Source organism: Xanthomonas sp. NCPPB 1132 (assembly GCF_056629235.1).
The window spans coordinates 3,197,168-3,219,644 of sequence record NZ_CM152819.1; the positions used below are offsets into that span (position 1 = coordinate 3,197,168).

Here is a 22,477-nt window from a genome sequence, read left to right on the forward strand (position 1 = left end):
GGCTCAGATCGCCACGGACTTGATCTTCTTGCGACGGCCGTAGATCAGCACCGCCAGCGCGCGCGACACGGTGATCGCGGTGAACATCGAGGCGAAGATGCCGATGATCATGGTCAGCGCGAAGCCCTTCAGCGGGCCGGTACCGAACGCGTACAGCGCCACGCCGACGATCAGACCGGTGAGGTTGGCGTCGAGGATGGTGCCGCCGGCCTTCTCGTAACCGGCGGCGATCGCCGACTTCGGCGGCACGCCCAGCCGCAACTCTTCGCGGATACGTTCGTTGATCAGCACGTTGGCGTCCACCGACAGGCCCACCGACAGCGCCAGGCCGGCGAAGCCCGGCAGGGTCATGGTGGCGCCGAACAGCGACATCACCGAGACCACGATCAGCAGGTTCATCAGCAGCGCGACCGAGGTGATCAGGCCGAACATGCGGTAGTACACGCTGAAGAACACCAGGGTGAACAGGAACGCGTAGACCACTGCGGTGATGCCGCGCTCCACGTTCTCCGCGCCCAGGCTGGGGCCGATCACGTATTCCTCGACGAAGTCCATCGGCGCGGCCAGCGAACCGGCGCGCAGCAGCTTGGCCAGGTTCTCGGCCTCGGTCTTCTCCAGGCCGGTGGTCTGGAAGTTCTTGCCGAACACGCCGGCGATGCGGGTCGGCGCCAGTGCCTCCTCGTTGACGCGCACGCTGCGCACTTCCTTGCCGTCGACCATGGTCACGGTGGGGATGCGTTCGATGTAGACCACCGACATCAGCTTGCCGGTATTGGCGCTGGTGTAGTCGAACATGCGCTGGCCGGCGGCGTTGTTGAGCGTCACCGCCACGGCCGGCATGCCGTTCTGGTCGGTGCTGACGGTGGCGTTGACCATCTGGTCGCCGGACACCAGCACGCGCTTGCTCAGCAGCACCGGGGCGCCGCTGTCGCGCAGGCGGTAGACCTTGGCGTCGGGCGGGATGTTGCCGCTGCGCACCGCGTCCTCGGCATTGCCGTCGACCACGCCGCGGAACTCCAGCGTGGCGGTGGCGCCGATCATGCGCTTGGCCTCGGCGGTGTCCTGCACGCCCGGCAGCTCGACCACGATGCGGTCGTCGCCCTGGCGCTGGATGATCGGCTCGGCCACGCCCAGCTGGTTGACGCGGTTACGCAGCGTGGTGAGGTTCTGCTCGATGGCGCCGGCGGCGATCTGCTTCAGCTCCGCCTCCGGCACGGTGACCGTGATGGTCTGCCCGGATACCGCATAGCTCAGGGTCGGCTGCGCCTTGGCGATGGCGGCGCGCGCGGCGCTGGCGTCCACGCCCTCGCCCAGGCTGACCTGGATGCTGTTGTCCGGACGGCGCTCGACCGAACGGTAGGCCAGACGGGCGTCGCGCAAGGTGGTGCGAATGTCCTCGGCGAAGGCGTCCAGGCGCTTTTCCAGTGCCGCCTTCTGGTCCACCTGCAGCGCGAAGTGCACGCCGCCGACCAGGTCCAGGCCCAGCACCATCGGCTTGCCGCCCAGCCGCGACAGCCAGTCCGGCACGGTCGAGGCCAGGTTCAGCGCCACCGTGTAGTTCTCGCCCACCTGCTGGCGCAGCACGTCGTTGGCACGGGTCTGGGCCTGCAGGTTCGGCAGGCGTACCATCAGGCTGTCGCCTTCCTTGTCGACCCGCTTCGGGGTGATCCCGGCCGTCTTCAGGTCGGCGAGGACCCGCTCGCGCAGGGCGTCGTCGATCTTGCCGCCACGGCTGGCGGTGATCTGGACCGACGGATCCTTCTGGTACACGTTGGGCAGCGCGTACAACGCGCTCAACGCCAGCACGATCAGGATGAGGACATACTTCCAGCGCGGAAACTCGAGCATTGCGGGACCCCGCACGACGCCACGCCGGCGTCGCGCCTAGCAGTAGGAGAAATGGATCAGGCGGACTTCAGCGTGCCCTTCGGCAGGACATTGCCGACGGCGCCCTTCTGCACGCGGATGCGCACGTTGTCGGCCACTTCGATGGTGATGAAGTTGTCGCCGATGTCGGTGACCACGCCGGCCACGCCGCCGGAGGTGATGACCTCGTCGCCACGGCCGAGCTTGTCCAGCATAGACTTGTGTTCCTTCTGGCGCTTCATCTGCGGCCGGATCATCACGAAATACATCACCGCGATCAGGATGATGGGCAGCAGGAACATCTGCAGGCCGCCACCGGCCGGGGCGGTGCCGCCGGCGGTCTGGGCCTGGGCGACGGGGATCAGGAAATCGAGCGGATTCATCGGGTGCGTCCTATGGTTTGGGCAGCCCGCCGCCCTGGGGGCACGGACCGCTGGTTTGCCTTGAGGCGGCAAGCAGCCGCCGATTATGCCACGATCTTCCCCTTGCCCCCGGAACGGCCGCCGCGCCCTTCCCTTCTCCCTACGGGACCCACGGCCCCCTTCTCGGGGGAAGGTGCCGCGCAGCGGCGGATGAGGGTACGGGCGAAGCCTCGTGTCCTTTCGACTGCACGAGGCTGCGCCCGGACCCTCGTGTCACTTGGACTGCACGAGGCTGCGCCCGGACCCTCACCCCAACCCCTCTCCCGGGGGGAGAGGGGCTTTAGCCTTGCTCCGACGGGAGTGGCGTGGCTTCGACCCCGCGCGCCGCATAGAAGGACCGCCGGAACTGGGCAAAGGTTCCCGCGGCGATCGCCGCGCGCATGTCGGCCATCAGCTTCTGGTAGTACCAGAGGTTGTGCAGGGTGCCGAGCATCGGCGCCAGCATCTCGTTGCAGCGGTCCAAGTGGCGCAGGTAGGCACGGGTGTAGCCGCTGCTGCAGGCGTGGCAGCCGCAGCCCGGCTCGATCGGGTCGAGGTCGCGCTCGTACTTGGCGTTGCGGATACGCACCGTGCCGAACGAGGTGAAATAGTGGCCGTTGCGCGCGTTGCGGGTCGGCATCACGCAGTCGAACATGTCCACGCCGCGGGCCACGCCCTCGACCAGGTCCTCCGGCCGGCCCACGCCCATCAGGTAGCGCGGGCGGTCGCCGGGCAGGCGCGGATGCAGGTGCTCGAGCATGGCGTTGCGCTCGTGCTCCGGCTCGCCCACCGCCAGGCCGCCGATCGCGTAGCCGTCGAAGCCGATCGCCTGCAGCCCCTCGATCGAGCGGCTGCGCAGGTCCGCATGCACGCCGCCCTGGACGATGCCGAACAGCGCCGCATCGTTGCCCAGCGCATCGTGCGCGTCGCGCGAGCGCTGCGCCCAGCGCAGGCTCAGCTCCATCGAGCGCCGCGCCACGTCCTCGGTGGCCGGGTACGGGGTGCACTCGTCGAAGATCATCACGATGTCCGAATCGAGCACCCGCTGGATCTTCATGCTCTCCTCCGGCCCCAGGAACACCTTGGCGCCGTCGGTCGGCGAGGCGAAGGTGACGCCCTGCTCGCTGATCTTTCGCCGATGCGCCAGCGAGAACACCTGGAAACCGCCGGAATCGGTGAGGATCGGCCCGTCCCAGCGGGCAAAGCCGTGCAGGCCGCCGTGATCGCCGATCACATCCAGGCCCGGGCGCAGATACAGGTGGAAGGTGTTGCCGAGGATGATCTGCGCGCCCAGCGCCTTGATCTGCTCGGGTAGCACGCCCTTGACCGAGCCGTAGGTGCCCACCGGCATGAACGCGGGGGTCTCGACCGTCCCGCGCGGGAAGGTCAGGCGGCCGCGACGGGCGGCGCCGTCGGTGGTGTGGAGCTGGAACTGCAATCGGGACATGGTCTGGCGAACGTCGGTAAGCCGCGCATTGTCGCATTGCCGGGCGGCGGGCGCCGCCCCTGGGCCAGGCACGGCGTCTCGCCGCCCGCCTGCAGCGCCGCCAGGCGTGCCCTGCTCCGCTGCGCCGCAGCCGCCTGGCGCGGCGCCGTTGTCAGTCCGCCGCGACGAAGCCGCCGGTCTGGCGCGCCCACAGCCGCGCGTACAGGCCGCCGCGGGCGACCAGTTCGGCATGGGTGCCGGTCTCGACGATGGCGCCGCGGTCCATCACCACCAGCCGGTCCATCCGCGCGATGGTGGAGAGCCGGTGGGCGATCGCGATCACCGTCTTGCCCGCCATCAGCTCGTCCAGGCTGTCCTGGATCGCCGCCTCCACTTCCGAATCCAGCGCCGAGGTGGCCTCGTCCAGGATCAGGATCGGCGCGTCCTTGAGCAGCACGCGGGCGATGGCGATGCGCTGGCGCTGGCCGCCGGACAGCTTGACCCCACGCTCGCCGACCTGCGCGTCATAGCCGCGCTGGCCCTCGCCGTCCTGCAACTGCTCGATGAACTCGTCGGCGCGCGCCTTGGCCACGGCGGCGCGCAATTGCGCCTCGCTGGCATCGGGGCGGCCGTACAGCAGGTTGTCGCGGATCGAGCGGTGCAGCAGCGAGGTGTCCTGGGTGACCAGGCCGATCTGCTGGCGCAGGCTCTCCTGGGTGACGCCGGCGATGTCCTGCCCGTCGATCAGGATGCGGCCCTGCTCCAGGTCGTACAGCCGCAGCAGCACGTTGACCAGGGTCGACTTGCCGGCACCGGATGGCCCGACCAGGCCGATCTTCTCGCCCGCGCGCACCTGCAGGTCGAGCCCGGCGATGACCCCGCCGCGCTTGCCGTAGTGGAAGTGGATGTGCTCGAAGCGCACCTCGCCGCGCTCCACGCGCAGCGGCACCGCGTCGGCGCGGTCCTGCACCTGTGCCGGCTGCGCGATGGTCTCCATACCGTCCTGCACCGCGCCGATGTCCTCGAAGATGCCGTTGACCGTCCACATGATCCAGCCGGACATGTTGTGGATGCGGATCACCAGGCCGGTGGCCAGGGTGATCGCGCCGACGCTGATCTGGCCGCGGCTCCACAGCCACAGCGCCAGCCCGCAGGTCACCGCGATCAGGAAGCCGTTGACGATGGCGATGGCGCTGTCCATCGCCGTGGTCATGCGGGTCTGCCCGCGGTGCTTGACCGCCAGTTCGTCGATCGCCTCGCGCACGTAGGCCTGCTCGCGCCCGGCGTGCGAGAACAGCTTGAGCGTGGCGATGTTGGTGTAGCCGTCGACGATGCGGCCCATCGCCTTGGAGCGTGCGTCCGAGGCGATCCAGGCGCGCTGCTTCATCCGCGGCACGAAGTAGACCATCAGCCCCACGTAGACCAGCACCCACACCAGCAGCGGCGCCATCAGCCAGGGATCGGCCTGCGCGAACAGGTACAGCGCGCTGCCGGTGTAGACCACGATGTACCAGAGCGCATCGACCATCTGCACCGCCGACTCGCGCAGCGAGGTGCCGGTCTGCATCACCCGGTTGGCGATGCGCCCGGCGAAGTCGTTCTGGAAGAAGCCAAGGCTCTGCCGCACCACGTAGTTGTGCATCAGCCAGCGCGCGCGGTTGCTCAGGCCGGGCACGATCGCCTGGTTCACCAGCAGGTTGTGCAGGGCCACGAACAGCGGCCGCGCCACCAGCACGATGAAGGCCATCCACAGCAGTTCGCCCGCGTGGCGCTGGAAGAAGTCCGGCCCCGGCTGCTCGGCGACCATGTCGACGATACGCCCGAGGAAGTCGAACATCGCCACTTCCACCAGGGCCAGCGCGAGACCGGCCAGCAGCGTGGCCAGCAGCAGCGGCCACAGCGGACGCAGGTAATGCAGATAGAAGCGCACCACCCCACGCGGCGGCATCTGCGTCTCGATCTTCGGAAAGACCTCGATCAGGGACTCGAACCAGCGGAACATCGCCACGTCATGCCTGAAAAGGGGCGTCAGGGTAGCGTATATGGCGTCACTGACCGTGACGCTGGGATTGGGGATTCGGGATTGGGGATTCGCAAAAGCGGCTCCCTGCGCGCTTCATCCACCTGTAGGAGCGGCTTCAGCCGCGACCGGGCCTTCTCGGTAAAGCCCGGTCGCGGCTGAAGCCGCTTGTGTCAAATAAGGGTCTATCGTTGCAGGTGAGAGCGGAGTGCGGCAGGCCGTTTAGCCGCAGTGCCAGCAAGCACGAGTAGGAGTCAGCGCCGCCGCACTCCGGTTCTCCTGCCTGACAAGCCCGAACAGTTGCCCGAGTGACGAGCTCGAACTCCACAAGCATGGGCATCGGCAGGAGCGCTCTCGTCCATAAGTCTACTGCGGAGAACGTCTATGCGACGCCATGTCGGGATCGATGTATCCAAGGCCGAACTGGTCATTCATGTCCTGCCGGACGAGCAGACCTGGACCCAACCCAATACGCCACAGGGGCAGCGTGCGCTGGCCCAGCGCCTGGCCGAGCTGGGCTGCGAGCGGATCGTGCTGGAAGCCAGTGGCGGCTACGAACATGCCGTGCTGCAAGTGTTGCGGCAGGCCGACCTGCCCGTGGTGCGGATGCCTGCCGATCGTCCGCGCAAGCTCGCCCAGGCCTTGGGCCTGCATGCCAAGACCGATGCCCTGGACGCGCGCCTGCTGGCCATCGCCGCCCAGCACATCCCGACCATGCCCACGCCCGTGGCACCCGAGCACCAGCAGTCTCTTCGCGAACTGCTGGACCTGCGTGCCACCCTGGTGAGCCAGCGTGATGTCCATCGGCGGCGCCTGGAGCACATCACCAGCGCCAAGGTGCAACACCGCTGCCGAGAGGTGATCGCCCTGCTGAACCAGCAGATCCAGACGTTGACGCAGGAGATCGAGCGGCAGGGCAAGACCTGCTCAAGCCTACCCAAGGTGCCTGGGCTCGGGACGATCCTGCGCGCGGTTCTGGCCGCGCGGCTGCCAGAGCTGGGCACGCTGCCGCCACGCAAGCTCGCTGCCCTGGTCGGGCTGGCCCCGTTCAATCACGACAGCGGCTGCTGGAAAGGCCAGCGCCGCATCAAAGGCGGACGTGCCGACGTGCGGCGCGTGCTGTACATGGCCACCTGGGCCAGCATCCGCGCCAAATCCCCCTTGGCCAACACTTACGCGCGCCTGCGCGCAGCGGGCAAGCCGGCCAAGGTCGCCATCGTCGCCTGCATGCACAAGTTCCTGCGCTGGCTCAATGCCATCGCGCGCGATCAGGCCCCGTACGCTCCTCCTGCCATCGCAGGTGCATGACAGTTGACTCCTACGAATCCCGAATCCCCACTCCCCAATCCCGGCCTTCACTCTGGCGTCAGCACCAGATCCTGGAAATCGAAGCTGAAATCGGTCAGCGGCGAGATCGCCTGCATGCGCGCCTCGCGCACCTTGCCGTCGGGCGTGAGCGCGAAATTGATGAAGGCGTCGGCATTGAGCGAGCGGTCGCGCCAGCGGACGATGAAGGTGTCGTGCTGCCAGTGCTCCAGGGTGCCGACCAGTTGCGCGGTCTTGCTGAATTGCAGTTCCAGGCGCTTGCCCTGCTGGCGCACCACCACGTCGCCGTACCACGGGTCGCGGTAGGTGCCGGCGTAGCCGGACAGCGGCAGCGACGGCGTGGATTTGGCGTCGCGCGCCGCGACGTGCTTGGCCCAGTCCTCGTCGGCGTTGGCGTCGGCCTTGGCCACGGCCTTGGCGTAGGCGGCGGTCCAGTCGGTCGCCGGCGCGCCCAGGTAGGCGTCCAGCACCCGCAAGGTGATCGCGTTGAAGGCGGCGCCGACCTCCTGGTTGGTCAGCACGATCACGCCCAGCTTGCGCTCGGGCACCAGGGTCAGCCGCGAGACCATGCCCGGCCAGCCGCCGGTGTGCCAGACCAGCTTGGCCCCGCGGTAGTCGCTCAGGCTCCAACCCTCGCCGTAACCGGCGAAGTTGGGCCTGGCCGGCAGCAGTTCCGGCACGCTCGGCTCGGAGATCGCGATCGGCGTGATCATCTGCCACATCTCCTGCTGGCGCTGCGCACTGAACAACTGCCGCGCCTGGCCATCGGCCGCCGGCAGGCGGCCGCCGTCGAGCTGCACCTGCATCCACTTGGCCATGTCGTGCACGTTGGCGTAGATGCCGCCGGCGCCGGAATTGTTGGACCAGGTCAGCGGCGCCACCGTGCGCAGCTCGCGGAAATCGAACTTCGCATGGCCGACCGCAGCTGCATCGCCCGGCTGCAGATGGTCGCTGTTGATGCGCGCGCCGGTCATGCCCACCGGCACGAAGATGCGCTGGCGCACGAAGTCGGCGTAGCTCTGCCCGGACACCTGCTCGATCAGCTTCTGCGCCACCGCGTAGAGGATGTTGTCGTAGGCGTAGCGGTCGCGGAAGCCGCCCTTCAGCGGCACGTGCGCCAGGCGCTGCACCACTTCTTCGTTGCTGTAACTGGTGGCCGGCCAGAACAGCAGATCACCCGCCCCCAGGCTCAGGCCGCTGCGATGGCTGAGCAGGTCGCGCACGCGCATCTCGCGGGTGACGTAGGCATCGGACATCTGGAACCACGGCAGGTGGTCCACCACCCGGTCTTCCAGCTTGAGCTTGCCCTCGTCGGCCAGGATCGACAGCGCCGCGGCAGTGAAGGCCTTGGTGTTGGAGGCGATGGCGAACAGGGTCTGCGCGTCCACCGGTTCCGGCTTGCCGAGTTCGCGCACGCCATAGCCGCGCTCCAGCACCACCTGCCCGTCCTTGACGATGGCGATGGCGATGCCCGGCACGTCGAACTGCTTGCGCACGCGCTCCACCTGCGCGTCCAGATCCTGCAGCCCCGGCGGCAATGCGGCCGGCGCCGGTGCGGGAACTGCGGTGGGGGCCGGCGCCTGCGCCTGCACGGTGGCGCTCATCGCCAGCAACAGGCCGCAGCCCATCGAGATGCTCTTCAACTGCGTCGCTCCTGAAGAAGGGGAACCGAAGCCGCACGCCACCGCGCGCGCACCTGGCGAGTGTAGAGCCTGCCAGGCGGTTTGCGGCAGGCCCACAGAGCGACGGCGAGTGCCGTCGTGGCGACTGTCGCTTCGACCGGTGCCTGCGCTGATGGCCCACGTCGACAAGCCAGGCAGCGCGACGCCACAACCACGTTCCATCTTTTTCCCCGCAAGCGCCCGCCGGTACGCCATACGACCTCGCGCACGCCCCGAACCCCCACGCAGGCCACGGCCGCCATCGCCACGACACGTCCAGCCCCTGCGTCTCGCGACGACACCCCGCAACCCCACGCTGCGGCACAATCGCCCCCCGCCCGCAGCCGGACACGCCCGCATGAACGACCTCTTCGACTCCGCCCCGGCCGCGCCGGACGGCATCCGCGTCGGCATCGGCGGCTGGACCTACGCACCATGGCGCGGCGGCATGTTCTACCCGCAGGGCCTGGTACAGCGCCGCGAGCTGGAGTACGCCAGCCGCCACGTCACCAGCATCGAGATCAACGGCACCTACTACGGCGCGCAGAAGCCGGAGACCTATGCGCGCTGGCGCGACGAGACGCCGCCGGGCTTCGTGTTCTCGGCCAAGGCGCCCAAGCGCATCACCGCCTTGCGGCGGCTGGCCGGCGCCGGCACACAGATCGAGGATTTCGTCGGCGGCATCGCCAGTCTCGGCGATCGCCTCGGCCCGCTGCTGTGGCAGTTCGAGCACGGCCATCGCCTGGACCTGGACGACCTGGCCGCGTTCCTCGACCTGCTGCCGCACAAGGTCGGCGGACACCGGCTGCGCCACGTGCTGGAAGTGCGCGATCCGGCCTGTGTCGGCCCGGAACTGCTGCAGCTGACCCGCCTGCGCGGCGTGGCCACGGTGTTCACCGATTCGCCCGATTTTCCCTCCTTCGCCGACCTGAGCACCGACTTCGTCTATGCACGGCTGATGCGCAGCCGCGCCGACCTCGCCCATGGCTACCCGCCCAAGGAACTGCAGGCCTGGGCCGCGCACGCACAGGCCTGGCGCCGCGGCGAAGATCCGCAAACGCTGCCGCACGCGGATACGAGCGTGGCCAAGACCACGCCGCGCGAGGTCTTCGTCTACTTCATCAGCGCCGCCAAGGAACGCAATCCCGCAGCGGCGATGGCCTTGCTGAAGCTGCTGGGGTCCGCCGCACGGGCGTGACGCGTTCGGCCGCGCACATGCGATGTGGCGCACGGCGCAAGCGCGACCGGCGATGCCACGGCCGCAACACGACTGAACCGAGGCTCGCGCACGCACGCGCGGCGACACCCGCCGGTCGCCGCGCTGCGGTACAACACCGCCCGTCCGGCGCCGTCGTCGGGCCGCGGCCGCGCGCCGCGCCTCCACACACGGAGCTCTCGATGCGGATCAAGCACACGCTCGAACGTCTTCCCGGCGGCATGATGCTGGCACCACTGCTGCTCGGCGCCCTCTGCCACACGCTGTGGCCGCAGGCCGGCGCCTGGTTCGGCTCATTCACCCAGGGCCTGATCAGCGGGCTGGTGCCGATCCTGGCGGTGTGGTGCTTCTGCCTCGGCGCCTCGATCCGGCTGCGCAGCGGCGGCCGCGTGCTGCGCGCCTCCGGCGTGCTGGTACTGACCAAGATCGCGGTGGCGTGGCTGACCGCGGTGATCGCCGCGCGCCTGCTGCCGCAGGGCGGCATCGTCGCCGGCCTGTGGAGCGGCATGTCGGTGCTGGCGCTGGTCGCGGCGATGGACATGACCAACGCCGGCCTGTTCGCCGCGCTCATGCAGCAGTACGGCCGCCGCGGCGAGGCCGGCGCGATGGCGCTGATGTCGCTGGAATCCGGGCCGCTGGTGACCATGCTGATCCTCGGCACGGCCGGCGTCGCCAGCTTCGAACCACGGTTGCTGCTGGGCGCGGTGCTGCCGCTGCTGGCCGGTTTCGCGCTCGGCAACCTGGATCCGGCACTGCGCGCCCTGTTCGCGCGGGCGGTGCCGGCACTGATCCCGTTCTTCGCCTTCGCCCTGGGCAATACCCTGGACCTGCGCATGGTCGCCCATGCCGGCGTGGCCGGGATCGCACTCGGCCTGGGGGTGATCGTGGCGACCGGGATCCCGCTGCTGCTGGCCGATCGCTGGCTGGCCGGCGGCAACGGCAGCGCCGGCCTCGCCGCCTCCAGTACCGCTGGCGCGGCGGTGGCCACGCCCGCACTGGTGGCGGCGGTGGCGCCGCAGTTCCGCGCCGCCGCGCCGGCCGCGACCGCGCTGGTGGCGACCTCGGTGGTGGTGACGGCGCTGCTGGTGCCCCCGCTCACCGCCGCCTATGCGCGCAGGATGGCGCGAACCGGATCGCCGCAGGCGCCAGACGCCTGACCCGCGTGCCGATCCGCGACCGTCGCGCCGCGCTTTGCGCGACAATACGCGGATGCCGATGCACCCCACCACCAAAGCCCAGCTGCAAATCCATTTCTGCGTCCTGCTGTGGGGGATCACCGCGATTCTCGGCAAGCTGATCACCCTGCCCGCGCTGCCGCTGGTGTGGTGGCGCATGCTGATGGTGGTGGCCGCGCTGGCGCTGCTGCCGCGCGTGTGGCGCGGACTGGCGGCGCTGACGCCGAAACTGGCGCTGGGCTATGCCATCGTCGGCGCCCTGGTCGGCCTGCACTGGCTCACCTTCTACGGCGCGATCAAGCTGGCCAATGCCTCGGTGGCGGCGACCTGCATCGCGCTGGCGCCGGTATTCACCGCAGTGATCGAACCTTGGGTGGCGAAGCGGCCGTTCCGCCCCAGCGAACTGGCCTTCGGCCTGGCGGTGCTGCCCGGCGTGGCGCTGGTGGTCGGCGGGGTGCCGCACGGCATGCGCGCCGGCGTGGCGGTCGGCGCGGTGTCGGCGTTGCTGGTGGCGGCGTTCGGCTCGCTCAACAAGCGCCTGGTCGACCATGCCGATCCACTGACCGTGACCGCGCTGGAACTGGGCGCCGGCACCCTGACCCTGACCGCGCTGGCGCCGTTGCTGCCGTTGGTGCTGCCGGCGCTGAGCGGACCGTTGCTGGTGCTGCCCAGCCTGCACGACACCGCGCTGCTGCTGGCGCTGGCGCTGCTGTGCACGCTGCTGCCGTTCGCCCTGGCCCTGGTCGCGCTGCGCCGTCTCAGCGCCTATGCGGTGCAACTGGTCACCAACCTGGAACCGGTCTACGCGATCGTGTTCGCGATCGTGCTGCTGGACGAGCAACGCCAGCTCACCGGGCTGTTCTACCTCGGCGTGGCGGTGATCCTGGGCGCGGTCTTCCTGCATCCGCTGTTGACCCGCACGCGTCCGGTCCAGCACCCGGAACTGCTGGCGACCTGCGAAGCGAAGAACGTGGTGGAGTGAGCGCTGGGGCGTTCACTCCGGGATTGGGGATCGGGGAGTCGGGATTGGCCCCACCCCGTGCAGTTGCGGCATCACCGCAGGCCAACGCGAAGGGCGCGGCATGCCGGGGAAGAGCCCCTCTCCCCCCGGGAGAGGGGTTGGGGTGAGGGTACGGCGCGAAGGCGTCTTGCGTCGTCCGAGTTCGCGAGGTGGCGTGCCTACGCCGCCAGCGACACGCAGTCGCGGCCGGCACGCTTGGCCTGGAACAGGCCCTGGTCGGCACGCTTGAGCAGGGCCTCGGCGCTCTCGTGGTCCTGCAGCGTGGCCACGCCGATGCTGGCGGTCAGCGGGATGCCGAGTTGCAGCAGGCTGGTGTCCTGGCGCAGGCGCTCGCAGGTGCGCATGGCCTGCACCGCATCCATGCCGGGCAGCAACAGCGCGAATTCGCCGCCGCCGTAACGCGCCACGACGCTGTCCGGCGGCAGGCGCGCGCGCAGCATGTCGGCCAGCGCCAACAGCGCCTCGTCGCCCTTTTCGTGGCCGTGCAGGTCGTTGACGCTCTTGAAGTAGTCCAGATCCAGGATCGCCACGCTGAGCGGCGCCGAACCCGGCTGCGCCGCCTGGGCGTGGATCATCAACGCGGTAGCGAAGGCACGGCGATTGAGCAGGCCGGTCATTGGATCGGTGCGGGCCTGCTCCAGCAACTCGGCGTTGAGCGATTCCAGCGACTCCTGGTACTGCAGCAGCTGTTGCTCGTACCAGGCGCGTTCGCGCAGCTGCAGCGCCAGCGCATGGCTGCTGCGGCGCAGTTCGATCAACTGCATCACCTGCCGCGACAGCGCCTGCAATGCCGCCAGTTGTTCCGGCTCCAGGGTGCGCGGGCGATTGTCGAGCACGCACACCGTGCCGACCGGCAAGCCCTCGCGGGTCAGCAGCGGCGCGCCGGCGTAGAACCGCACCCCGCCCTCGGTGACCAGCGGATTGTGCTGGAAGCGCGCATCGGCGGTGGCGTCGGCGACCACCATGACCTGCTCCGGGGTCAGGATGGTATGCCCGCAGAACGACTCGTCGCGCGCATTGCTCAACAGGCACACGTTGCGCTGCGCCTTCAGCCACTGGCGTTCGGCGTCCACCAGCGAGATCAGCGCCGAGGGCGTGTCGCAAAGCTTGGCGGCGATGCCGACCAGATCGTCGTAGGACGCTTCCGGTTCGGTATCGAGGATCTGCAACGCGTGCAGCGCCTGCAGGCGTGCGGCTTCGTTGGCGGGCTTGCGAGGCTTGATCACGGAGTACCCGATGGAAGCGACGGTTGGCGTTGCGCAGTATGGCCAAATCCGTGGCGGACGCCAGCCCCGGCACGGACGGCGCCGGCCGGCCGCCGGTACCGGGACGCGGTTACCACTCCTGCCGCTGCGGCAGCAGGCCGCGCAGTTCCTGCTCGGTGAGATTGCGCCACTGGCCCGGCTTCAGCGCGCCGAGCTTGATGTTGTCGATACGCACGCGGCGCAACTGGGTGACCCGGTAGTCGAACGCCGCGGCCATCAAGCGGATCTGCCGGTTGAGTCCCTGCTCCAGCACGATGCGAAAGCCGAACTTGGCGATCCGCGCGGTGCGGCATGGCAGGGTCATCTGGTCGTGCACGCGCACCCCGCGCGCCATGCCGCGCAGGAATTCGTCGGTGACCGGCTTGTTCACCGCCACCAGGTATTCCTTCTGGTGGCGGTTCTCGGCGCGCAGGATCTCGTTGACGATGTCGCCGTTGCTGGTCATCAGGATCAGCCCCTCGGACTCCTTGTCCAGGCGCCCGATCGGGAAGATGCGCTGCTCGTGGCCGACGAAGTCGACGATGTTGCCCTTGACCGCGCTCTCGGTGGTACAGGTCACCCCGACCGGCTTGTTCAGCGCGATGTAGACGTGGCGGCGCCCGCTCTTGGCCTTGGCGCGCACGCGCAGCGGCTGCCCGTCGACCTTGACCTCGTCGCCCTCGCCCACCACCGAACCGACCCCGCCCGGCTGGCCATTGACGGTCACACGGCGCGCGGCGATCAGCCGATCGGCCTCGCGGCGCGAGCAAAACCCGGTCTCGGCGATGTGCTTGTTGAGGCGGACTGACATGGGCTGAGAGCTGGGAATGGGGAAACGGGAATGGGGAATGGCAACAGCGGGCTGCTGCCAGCTTGGCCAATGGTTAGCTTCGGAAAGGAAGGCAGGTATCGGCAGCGGGGAAGCCCCCCATTCCCGATTCCCTACTCCCTATTCCCGGCCTCTCAGCGCTTCGGCGGCCCCTTGCGCGGCGGGCGGTCGGCGGCGAAGCGGCCGGCCGGGCGCGGGCCGGCGGCATTGGGCTTGCCGCCGGGCTTGCCGGTACGGGCGAACTTCGGCTTGAACGGCGCGCCGCCGGCATCGTCGCCTTCGAGCTTGCGCATCTGCAGTTGCTGGCCGGACACCCAGACCTTCTTCAGGTGCGTCAGCAACTCGCGCGGCATGTCCGCCGGCAGGTCCAGCACCGAGTGGTCGTCGTGGATGTCGATGCGGCCGATGTACTTGCTCTCCAGCCCGGCCTCGTTGGCGATCGCGCCGACGATGTTGGCCGGCTTGACCCCGTGCTGGTGGCCGACCTCGATGCGGTAGGTCTCCATGCCCACTTCCGGCGCGCCGCGCGGCGCTTTCGGCGCCTTGTCGCGGCGCGGCGCCTCGAAGCTGCCGACGTCGCGGTGGTAGTCGAAATCCTCGCCGCGCGCAGCCGGCGCCGGACGCGCGGGCCGCTCGCCATCGTCGCGGCGCGGCGCACGCGGCTCGCGCTCGAACTTCGGCTCGAAGCGGGGGCGCTCAGGGCGCTCGCCACGCTCAGGCCGCTCGCGCCGCTCGGAGCGCTCGCCCTGCGGCGGGCGCGGGCGGTCGGGGGCCAGCAGCAGCGGCGTCTCGCCCTGCAGCAGGCGCGCCAGCGCCGCGGCCACTTCCACCATCGGCACGTTCTTCTCGGCCTCGAACTTCTGCAGCAGGTCGCGGTACATGTCGATGCCGCCGCCGGCGATGGTCTCGCTGATCTTCTCCATGAAGCGGCTCACGCGCTGGTCGTTGACCGCGTCCACGCTCGGCAGCTGCATTTCCTCGATCGGCTGGCGGGTGGCGCGCTCGATCGCGCGCAGCATGCCGCGCTCGCGCGGGCTGACGAACAGGATCGCCTCGCCGCTGCGCCCGGCCCGGCCGGTGCGACCGATGCGGTGCACGTAGCTTTCGGTGTCGTAGGGGATGTCGTAGTTCAGCACGTGGCTGATCCGCTCCACGTCCAGGCCGCGCGCGGCCACGTCGGTGGCGACGAGGATGTCGAGCTTGCCGTCCTTGAGCTGCTGGATCACCCGCTCGCGCTGCGCCTGCTGGATGTCGCCGTTGATCGCCGCCGCGGCCAGGCCGCGCGCCTGCAGTTTCTGCGCCAGCTCGTCGGTACCGGCCTTGGTGCGGGCGAAGATGATCATCGCGTCGAACGGCTCGACCTCCAGGATCCGGGTCAGCGCGTCGAGCTTGTGCAGCCCGCTCACCGCCCAGTAGCGCTGGCGGATGTTGGCCGAGGTGGTGGTCTTGGAGGCGATGATCACCTCGGCCGGGTCGTTCAGATAGGTCTGCGCGATGCGCTTGATCGCCGGCGGCATGGTCGCCGAGAACAGCGCCACCTGGCGCGATTCCGGCAGCTTCTTCAGCACCGCCTCGACGTCGTCGATGAAGCCCATGCGCAGCATCTCGTCGGCTTCGTCGAGTACCAGCGTCTTCAGCTCGGACAGGTCCAGGGTGCCGCGGTCCAGGTGATCGATCACCCGCCCCGGGGTCCCCACCACCACGTGCACGCCGCGCTTGAGCGCCGACAGCTGCTGCACGTAGGGCTGGCCGCCGTACACCGGCAGCACCTGGAAGCCGGGGATCGCCGCGGCATAGCGATGGAACGCCTCGGCCACCTGAATCGCCAGTTCGCGGGTGGGCGCCAGCACCAGCGCCTGCGGCTTGCGCTGGGCGAAATCCAGCCGCGACAGGATCGGCAGCGCGAACGCGGCGGTCTTGCCGGTGCCGGTCTGCGCCTGGCCGAGCAGGTCGCGGCCGGTCAGCAGCGCCGGGATGGTGGCGGCCTGGATCGGCGACGGTGACTCGTAGCCGACGTCGGCGACTGCCTTCATCACAGCAGGGGAGAGGCCGAGATCTGCGAACAGCAGCGGCGCGGGGGTATCTTGGGACATGGGAGACTCCGGGGGCGCCGCAGAGAACCGGCAGGCGCAAAGAAGCCCCTATTGTGCGCCCTGACGGGCCGCATGTCGAAAGCAGGTGAAGGGCACCGTTCAGGCGTGACCCGCTCCGCACTGCCCGGAGGACGGCCTTGGCGCGGTGTCCACAAGGCCCAGCGCAGCGGCCCGCCGCGGCGGCAGCAGCCTGCAGCCAGCAGCCAGCAGCCAGCAGCCAGCGACACGCTGGGCGTTTTGTCCGCGAATGACCGACAATGGGCGCCGATTTCCGAGCAAGCCCCAATGCAGACCATCGATCTCCAGCTAGAAAGCGACTACGTGGAACTCAAGCACCTGTTGAAACTGACCGGCCTGTGCGACAGCGGCGGCGCGGCCAAGGCCGTGATCAGCGAAGGCCAGGTGCGCGTGGACGGCGAGGTCGAACTGCGCAAGGCCTGCAAGGTGCGCGCGGGCCAGGTGGTGCAACTGGGCGACGTGCAGGTACAGGTGCTCGGCAAGCTGTGACCGCCCTCGGCGCGCCCGACCTGCCACGCAACGGCCTAGGGTGTTGGGCAACGCGGGGTGCCGAACGATGCTGATCGAACTCGGCGCCCGCAACATCGCGCCGTCCGCGGAACATCCGCGCCACGACGTGTACATCGTGCAGCTCGATCCGGACGCGGTGCGTCCGTTCTGCCTGGGCCAATCCATCTGCGGCGGGCATGCCGAGCGCGGCGGCTCCATCCACCTGGCGCTGGACGAACTGGAGGCCTGGCCCGGCGACTGGCGCCAGCACCTGCGCCACGCCGGCTGCGCCTGGGCCATCGCCCCGATCGAAGCGGCGCAGCGCGGCGGCGACCTGCAAGCCACCCTCGCCCAGCTCGTCGCCGGTGCGGCGCAACGGCGTTCACCCTGAAGGCTCGCCTTCCGCCCCCTGGTAGGAGCGGCTTCAGCCGCGACCGCGCTTTCCTGGTAAAGGCAGGTCGCGGCTGAAGCCGCTTGTGTCAAATAAGGGTCTATCGTTGTAGGTGAGAGCGGAGTGCGGCAGGCCGTTTAGCCGCAGTGCCAGCAAGCACGAGTAGGAGTCAGCGCCGCCGCACTCCGGTTCTCCTGCCTGACAAGCCCGAACAGTTGCCCGAGTGACGAGCTCGAACTCCACAAGCATGGGCATCGGCAGGAGCGCTCTCGTCCATAAGTCTACTGCGGAGAACGTCTATGCGACGCCATGTCGGGATCGATGTATCCAAGGCCGAACTGGTCATTCATGTCCTGCCGGACGAGCAGGCCTGGACCCAACCCAATACGCCACAGGGGCAGCGCGCGCTGGCCCAACGCCTGGCCGAGCTGGGCTGCGAGCGGATCGTGCTGGAAGCCAGTGGCGGCTACGAACATGCCGTGCTGAAGGTGCTCCGAGAGGCGGACCTGCCGGCAGTGCGGATGGCCGCCGATCGTCCGCGCAAGCTTGCCCAGGCCTTGGGCCTGCATGCCAAGACCGATGCCCTGGACGCGCGCCTGCTGGCCATCGCCGCCCAGCACATCCCGACCATGCCCACGCCCGTGGCGCCCGAGCACCAGCAGTCTCTTCGCGAACTGCTGGACCTGCGTGCCACCCTGGTGAGCCAGCGTGATGCCCATCGGCGGCGCCTGGAGCACATCACCAGCGCCAAGGTGCAACACCGCTGCCGAGAGGTGATCGCCCTGCTGAACCAGCAGATCCAGACGTTGACGCAGGAGATCGGGCAGCAGGGCAAGACCTGCTCGAGCCTACCCAAGGTGCCTGGGCTCGGCACGATCCTGCGCGCGGTTCTGGCCGCGCGGCTGCCAGAGCTGGGCACGCTGCCGCCACGCAAGCTCGCTGCCCTGGTCGGGCTGGCCCCGTTCAATCACGACAGCGGCTGCTGGAAAGGCCAGCGCCGCATCAAAGGCGGACGTGCCGACGTGCGGCGCGTGCTGTACATGGCCACCTGGGCCAGCATCCGCGCCAAATCCCCCTTGGCCAACACCTACGCACGTCTGCGCGCAGCGGGCAAGCCGGCCAAGGTCGCCATCGTCGCCTGCATGCACAAGTTCCTGCGCTGGCTCAATGCCATCGCGCGCGATCAGGCCCCGTACGCTCCTCCTGTCATCGCAGGTGCATGACAGTTGACTCCTACGAGAAAGCGCACAACAGGCTCGGCCGCCGCGACAACCGCCACAGCGCACGCGCCGACCCGTCGCTCCATTCGTCGCGTGCCTGACCTCAGCGCCCCATCGCCGCCACGCGCTGGGTCAGGTGCGCGGCGATCGCGCGCTTGAACGGCGCGACCCGGTCGGCCACGCGCAGTGCGGCGCTGCGCAGCGCGCGCGCCGGCAGGCGGTCGTCGGTGTAGAGCGCGGCGATCGCATTGGTCGCCTCGTACAGCGGACGGGTGGCCAGGCGGTGTCCGCGCTGATAGCCGGCCAGCAAGGCCGGCGCGGCGATGTCGCCGCCGCGCGCGAGCGCGTCGTGCAGCGCGCGCGCCAGCCGCGCCTGGCTCTGCAGGCCGAAGTTGAAGCCGTGCGCGGTCACCGGATGCATGCCCACGGCGGCGTCGCCGATCAAGGCATAGCGCTCGGCGACGAAGCGCTGCGCGTACACCGCCACCAGCGGATACGCCTGCGGCCGCACCAGCGGCGTCATCGCCCCGAGGCGATGCTCGAAGCAGGCGCCGATCTCCGCCCCCAACGCTGCCTCGTCCATCTGCAGCAGCGCCTGCGCGCGCTCCGGCGGCAGGGTCAGCACTGCCGAGGCCTGGTTGCCGTGCAGCGGCAGCAGCGCCATGGTGCGGCCGTAACCGAACCACTCCCAGGCCGTTTGATGGTGCGGACGTTCATGGCGCACCCGGCAGACCAGCATGGTGCGACCGAAATCGCGCAGCTGCGCGCCGATCCCGCTCATGCGCCGCGTGCTGGAAAAACGGCTGTCGGCCGCCACCACCAGCCGCGCGGCCACAGTGCGCCCGTCGGAGAGCTGCACCTGCGCCTGGCGCGCGTCGCGGCGCAGCGCCTGTACCGACACGCCGTCGAGCAGGGTCAGGCCGGGCTGGTCCTGCACCGCGGCGAACGCGGCGCGACGGATCAGGTGATTGGGCACCAGCCAGCCCAGGTCGCCACGATCGCCCTCGCCCGCGGCGAAGGTCAGCGCGAACGGCGAGGAACCGTTCATCACCCGCGCATCGCGCAGCGGCGCGATCGCCTGCGGATCGATCCGCGCCCACAGGTCCAGTTGTTCCAGCAACGCCCGCGAGGCATGGGTCAGGGCGATTTCGCGGCCATCGAAAGCGGCCTCGGCCAAGGCCGCGCGCGGCTGCGGCTCGATCAGCGCCAGCGACAGGCCGCTGCCGGCCAGCGACCGGGCGAAGCACAGGCCGGCAGGGCCGGCCCCGACGATGGCGATATCCACTTGCATGCGGCGACTCCGTGATCGAACCCGGTCAGCATACGACCGCCGCGCACCGCGTCCTTGATCTGGATCAGCGCTGCGACGATCGGTCGCAGCCCGCGGCGCTCAGAACAGCGCCCACACCAGTTGCAGGATCGCCCACAGCGACACCACCCACACCAGGCTGCGCACGTACGGCACGCCGGCCGCGTACAACGGCACATAGGCCACCCGCGCCCACAGATAGATTTGCGCCGACAGCGCGGTGTGCGCATCGCCCCTGCCCAACGCGGCCACCGCCACCGCGGCGGCGGCGAAGAACGGGAAGGTCTCCAGAAAATTGCGCAGCGCGCGATCCAGGCGCCCGGCCACGCCGGCCGGCGGCGGTTGCGGCGCATCGCGCGCGCCGGCGTTCCACTTCAAGCCGCGCTGTGCGGTGACGAAGGCGGAGGCGAGCAGCAGTTGCGCGATCCCGAGCAGGATCGCCCAGGCCAGCATGCGGATTTCGGTGGGCATCGGAGCCTCGTCGGGAACGGGAAGATGGCGCGCAGCATGCCGCTCAATCGGGCATGGCGACGTGATAGCCCACCAGGCGCCAGGTCTTGTCCTCGTCCAGCCGCAACGACACCAGCTCGCGCACCGGCTGCGGCGCATTGGCGAAGCGGCTGGGGAAACTGATGTTGACGTAGGTGCCCGGCGGCACCTGCGAGCCGGCGGCGTACTGCACCCGCGCCACGCTGGCGACGCCGCGGCCGAGCAGCGTACCCAGCCGCGCGCGCGCGGCGTCGATTTCGCGCACGAACGCTGCGCGCGTCACCGCCTTCTTCGCCACCGCCGAGGCGCCGTCCCACAGCTCGCCGGTGCGCCCGGCGTCCACCAGTTGCGCGGCGCGCAGACCGGCCTGCGCCATCTGTGCGTCCTGCTTGGCCAGCGGTCCAGGCGCGGGCGCTGCGGGGCCGGCATGGCGCGGCGCCGGTTTGGGTGCCGCCGCGGGAGCGGCAGCAGGTGCGGCGGGTGCCGCTGGCGGGGCAGTCGTCGGCGCGGGCGCAGGCGGTGCAGCAGGCGTGGTCTGCGCGGAAGCGACGCCAGCGACGAGCGCCAGCAGGACGAGCGTGAGGCGGAACGGGACGGAGATGGACAAGGACATCGCTCTGCAGGGCGGTGGCAAGGGCCGCAGTCTACGCGGCCTGTGCGGACCAGCGCAGCGGCCTACGGCGTCTCTTCGCCCGCCACGACCGCAGTCTCGCTCGCCACTGCCGCAGCCGCGGTCGGGGCGGCGTAGCGCTGCCGGTGCCAGGCGCGCCAGCTGGCCCACAGCGCCCAGGCGGTCGCCGCCACCAGGGCGAGCAGACTCAGCAGCGAGCCGGTCCGGGCCAGCCAGGGCGCGTGCAGGCCGTTGGCGAGGTGCAGCAGCACTTCGGCGATCACGAAGCCGCCCAACGCCAGCAACGCCGGGGGCAGATACAGCCGCAGCATCAAGCGGGTTCCGGCGGCCATGCGCGTGCTCCGGGATGGAATGTGGCGACGCTAGCCCCGCGTCCATGCCCGCCACGTGAATGGGCGGGATGCGCCGCAGCGGCCGTTCAGGCGCCGGGCGAGGCCAGCGGCAGCGTCGCCACGTCGATCTCCGACAGCGGACTTTCCGCCGGACAGGCCTGGTCCGGAAACCCGAAGCGCTGCTTCAGCGCCTGGCCGCAGGCGGTCAGGCTCTCAAGGTCCACGTCTTTTCTGGTCTTGCACTCCTGGTCGAAGGCGACCAGGAACGCATCCTTGCGCCGCACGAAATCGTCGCCGCACTTGCGCAACTGCTTGATCCGCTCCAGGTCGTCCTGCACCGCATTGGTGCCGTCGAGCCCGTACTGCTTGAGCTCGTCGCTGCTGAGCAGGCGCAGGCTGCGGTTGGGCACGGTCATCATCAGGTCGGCCACCGCCACCGCCACGCCGTTGCGCTCCAGGTAGTCCTTGACGTTGCCATAGACCTCCTGCAACTCGCGGTTGAGTTCGGCGCGCGAGGTCGCGGTGGAGCTGATCCGCATCATCCGGTGGATGCCGACCTTGCCGGAGATCAGCCGGTTGTCGCCGGCGGCCAGCACGAACACGCAGGCGCTGTGGCAGACCGAACCTTCGCGCACCCACACGGTCCAGCCGGACTCGCCGATCGCGTCGCCGGCGCGGATCGCCGCCTCGACCTGGCCGCCGCTGGAGTCGAGGTCGAGCACGCGCTTGCCGATGCCGGTCTGCCTGGCCACCTCGGCCAGGCGCCGCACCATCTCGGCGAAGCCGGCGTTGATCTTGCCGACATAGCGCACCCGCATCAGCCCGCGCTCGCGGCACGGCGCCAGCGCCGCTTCCACCGCTGGCCGATCCAGCCCGGCAAGCGGCTGGCCGTCGCCGGCCTCGGCAGCGTAGTCGGTGTCGCAACTGACGAAGGCCTCGCCGTTCTCCAGGGTGGCCTCGTCCCAGGCTTGCGGATCGCGCTTGGGGACGGCCGCGCGTGGCGGCGGTGCCGGCGGCGCGCCGATCGAGACCATGTGCTCGCCGTCGGCCGAAGGGCTGTCGGCGACGGTGCGCGGTGCCGACGCCGGCTGCTGCCCGCAGGCCAACAGGCCCAGGCAACACAGCGACAACCAGCAGAGTCTGAACGGAGCAGCCAAGCGCAGGATCCACGGCGAACACGGAAGGCAGGCGCAAGGCGCCCTGCCGACCTAGTCTAGTGCCGCAGCGCGGAGCGTCCCCAACTGCGCCTAAACCGCGGGCGTCGCGGCCACGCGAGCGCGACGGCATTGCTGTCCGAAAACGGCCAGTGCGCCGCGCCGG

Annotated in this window: 20 protein-coding genes; 7 read left to right on the forward strand and 13 right to left on the reverse strand. The window is 69.8% G+C overall.

Annotation, left to right across the window (positions count from 1 at the left end; translation table 11 throughout):
* Positions 1-3 precede the first annotated feature (3 nt).
* From secD to AC1G9L_RS13680, 4 genes are all read right to left on the reverse strand, one after another.
* Complete coding sequence (gene secD, locus AC1G9L_RS13665; RefSeq protein ID WP_019801257.1) at positions 4-1,848, reverse strand: protein translocase subunit SecD; 1,845 nt, start codon at positions 1,846-1,848, stop codon at positions 4-6.
* 56 nt (positions 1,849-1,904) lie between these two features.
* Complete coding sequence (yajC, locus tag AC1G9L_RS13670) at positions 1,905-2,249, reverse strand: preprotein translocase subunit YajC (RefSeq protein WP_010343515.1); 345 nt, start codon at positions 2,247-2,249, stop codon at positions 1,905-1,907.
* A gap of 319 nt (positions 2,250-2,568) precedes the next feature.
* Positions 2,569-3,714, reverse strand: coding sequence for a tRNA guanosine(34) transglycosylase Tgt (tgt, locus tag AC1G9L_RS13675; RefSeq protein WP_043095645.1), 1,146 nt, complete (start codon positions 3,712-3,714; stop codon positions 2,569-2,571).
* 151 nt (positions 3,715-3,865) lie between these two features.
* Entirely contained in the window at positions 3,866-5,695 is a 1,830-nt protein-coding gene (locus AC1G9L_RS13680; protein ID WP_010343513.1) for an ABC transporter ATP-binding protein, read from the reverse strand.
* A 402-nt stretch (positions 5,696-6,097) separates the two neighbouring features.
* On the opposite strand from AC1G9L_RS13680, the gene AC1G9L_RS13685 reads away from it, so the two are divergent.
* Complete coding sequence (locus AC1G9L_RS13685) at positions 6,098-7,021, forward strand: IS110 family transposase (protein WP_481069313.1); 924 nt, start codon at positions 6,098-6,100, stop codon at positions 7,019-7,021.
* Positions 7,022-7,068: 47 nt separating this feature from the next.
* On the opposite strand, the gene AC1G9L_RS13690 is transcribed toward AC1G9L_RS13685, so the two are convergent.
* Positions 7,069-8,643: a serine hydrolase gene (locus AC1G9L_RS13690; protein WP_481071136.1), complete on the reverse strand. Its 1,575-nt coding sequence runs from the start codon at positions 8,641-8,643 to the stop codon at positions 7,069-7,071.
* Between the two features lie 415 nt (positions 8,644-9,058).
* Here AC1G9L_RS13690 and AC1G9L_RS13695 point away from each other — a divergent pair, with 415 nt between their 5' ends.
* From AC1G9L_RS13695 to AC1G9L_RS13705, 3 genes are all read left to right on the forward strand, one after another.
* Positions 9,059-9,898 (forward strand): DUF72 domain-containing protein, encoded by an 840-nt coding sequence (locus tag AC1G9L_RS13695; protein WP_481069314.1) that lies wholly within the window; start codon positions 9,059-9,061, stop codon positions 9,896-9,898.
* Positions 9,899-10,098: 200 nt separating this feature from the next.
* Entirely contained in the window at positions 10,099-11,073 is a 975-nt protein-coding gene (locus AC1G9L_RS13700; protein ID WP_481069315.1) for a 2-keto-3-deoxygluconate permease, read from the forward strand.
* Positions 11,074-11,125: 52 nt separating this feature from the next.
* Positions 11,126-12,073 carry an EamA family transporter gene (locus AC1G9L_RS13705; RefSeq protein WP_019799620.1) on the forward strand — a complete coding sequence of 316 codons (948 nt, stop codon included), beginning with the start codon at positions 11,126-11,128 and terminating at the stop codon, positions 12,071-12,073.
* A gap of 197 nt (positions 12,074-12,270) precedes the next feature.
* Here AC1G9L_RS13705 and AC1G9L_RS13710 read toward each other — a convergent pair whose 3' ends face one another.
* From AC1G9L_RS13710 to AC1G9L_RS13720, 3 genes are all read right to left on the reverse strand, one after another.
* Positions 12,271-13,338 carry a diguanylate cyclase gene (locus AC1G9L_RS13710; protein ID WP_019799619.1) on the reverse strand — a complete coding sequence of 356 codons (1,068 nt, stop codon included), beginning with the start codon at positions 13,336-13,338 and terminating at the stop codon, positions 12,271-12,273.
* Positions 13,339-13,447: 109 nt separating this feature from the next.
* Entirely contained in the window at positions 13,448-14,167 is a 720-nt protein-coding gene (locus AC1G9L_RS13715) for a pseudouridine synthase (RefSeq protein WP_019799618.1), read from the reverse strand.
* 152 nt (positions 14,168-14,319) lie between these two features.
* Complete coding sequence (locus AC1G9L_RS13720) at positions 14,320-16,278, reverse strand: DEAD/DEAH box helicase (RefSeq protein WP_481069316.1); 1,959 nt, start codon at positions 16,276-16,278, stop codon at positions 14,320-14,322.
* A 285-nt stretch (positions 16,279-16,563) separates the two neighbouring features.
* On the opposite strand from AC1G9L_RS13720, the gene AC1G9L_RS13725 reads away from it, so the two are divergent.
* The 3 genes from AC1G9L_RS13725 to AC1G9L_RS13735 all read left to right on the forward strand — a co-directional run bounded on the left by AC1G9L_RS13725 (position 16,564) and on the right by AC1G9L_RS13735 (position 18,399).
* Positions 16,564-16,785 (forward strand): RNA-binding S4 domain-containing protein, encoded by a 222-nt coding sequence (locus AC1G9L_RS13725; protein WP_010343502.1) that lies wholly within the window; start codon positions 16,564-16,566, stop codon positions 16,783-16,785.
* A gap of 67 nt (positions 16,786-16,852) precedes the next feature.
* A complete protein-coding gene (locus AC1G9L_RS13730) occupies positions 16,853-17,176 on the forward strand; it encodes a hypothetical protein (protein WP_019799058.1) in 324 nt (107 codons plus the stop codon).
* 299 nt (positions 17,177-17,475) lie between these two features.
* Entirely contained in the window at positions 17,476-18,399 is a 924-nt protein-coding gene (locus AC1G9L_RS13735) for an IS110 family RNA-guided transposase (RefSeq protein ID WP_481069317.1), read from the forward strand.
* 100 nt (positions 18,400-18,499) lie between these two features.
* Here the strand turns inward: AC1G9L_RS13735 and ubiM are convergent, their stop codons facing one another.
* From ubiM to AC1G9L_RS13760, 5 genes are all read right to left on the reverse strand, one after another.
* Positions 18,500-19,687 (reverse strand): 5-demethoxyubiquinol-8 5-hydroxylase UbiM, encoded by a 1,188-nt coding sequence (gene ubiM, locus AC1G9L_RS13740; protein ID WP_481069318.1) that lies wholly within the window; start codon positions 19,685-19,687, stop codon positions 18,500-18,502.
* A 99-nt stretch (positions 19,688-19,786) separates the two neighbouring features.
* Positions 19,787-20,176: an MAPEG family protein gene (locus AC1G9L_RS13745; protein ID WP_010343499.1), complete on the reverse strand. Its 390-nt coding sequence runs from the start codon at positions 20,174-20,176 to the stop codon at positions 19,787-19,789.
* A 43-nt stretch (positions 20,177-20,219) separates the two neighbouring features.
* On the reverse strand, positions 20,220-20,807 hold the full coding sequence (locus AC1G9L_RS13750; protein WP_481069319.1) for a DUF4019 domain-containing protein: 588 nt from the start codon (positions 20,805-20,807) through the stop codon (positions 20,220-20,222).
* Between the two features lie 62 nt (positions 20,808-20,869).
* On the reverse strand, positions 20,870-21,157 hold the full coding sequence (locus AC1G9L_RS13755) for a hypothetical protein (protein WP_481069320.1): 288 nt from the start codon (positions 21,155-21,157) through the stop codon (positions 20,870-20,872).
* Between the two features lie 86 nt (positions 21,158-21,243).
* Entirely contained in the window at positions 21,244-22,287 is a 1,044-nt protein-coding gene (locus AC1G9L_RS13760) for a hypothetical protein (protein WP_019802045.1), read from the reverse strand.
* Positions 22,288-22,477 lie beyond the last annotated feature (190 nt).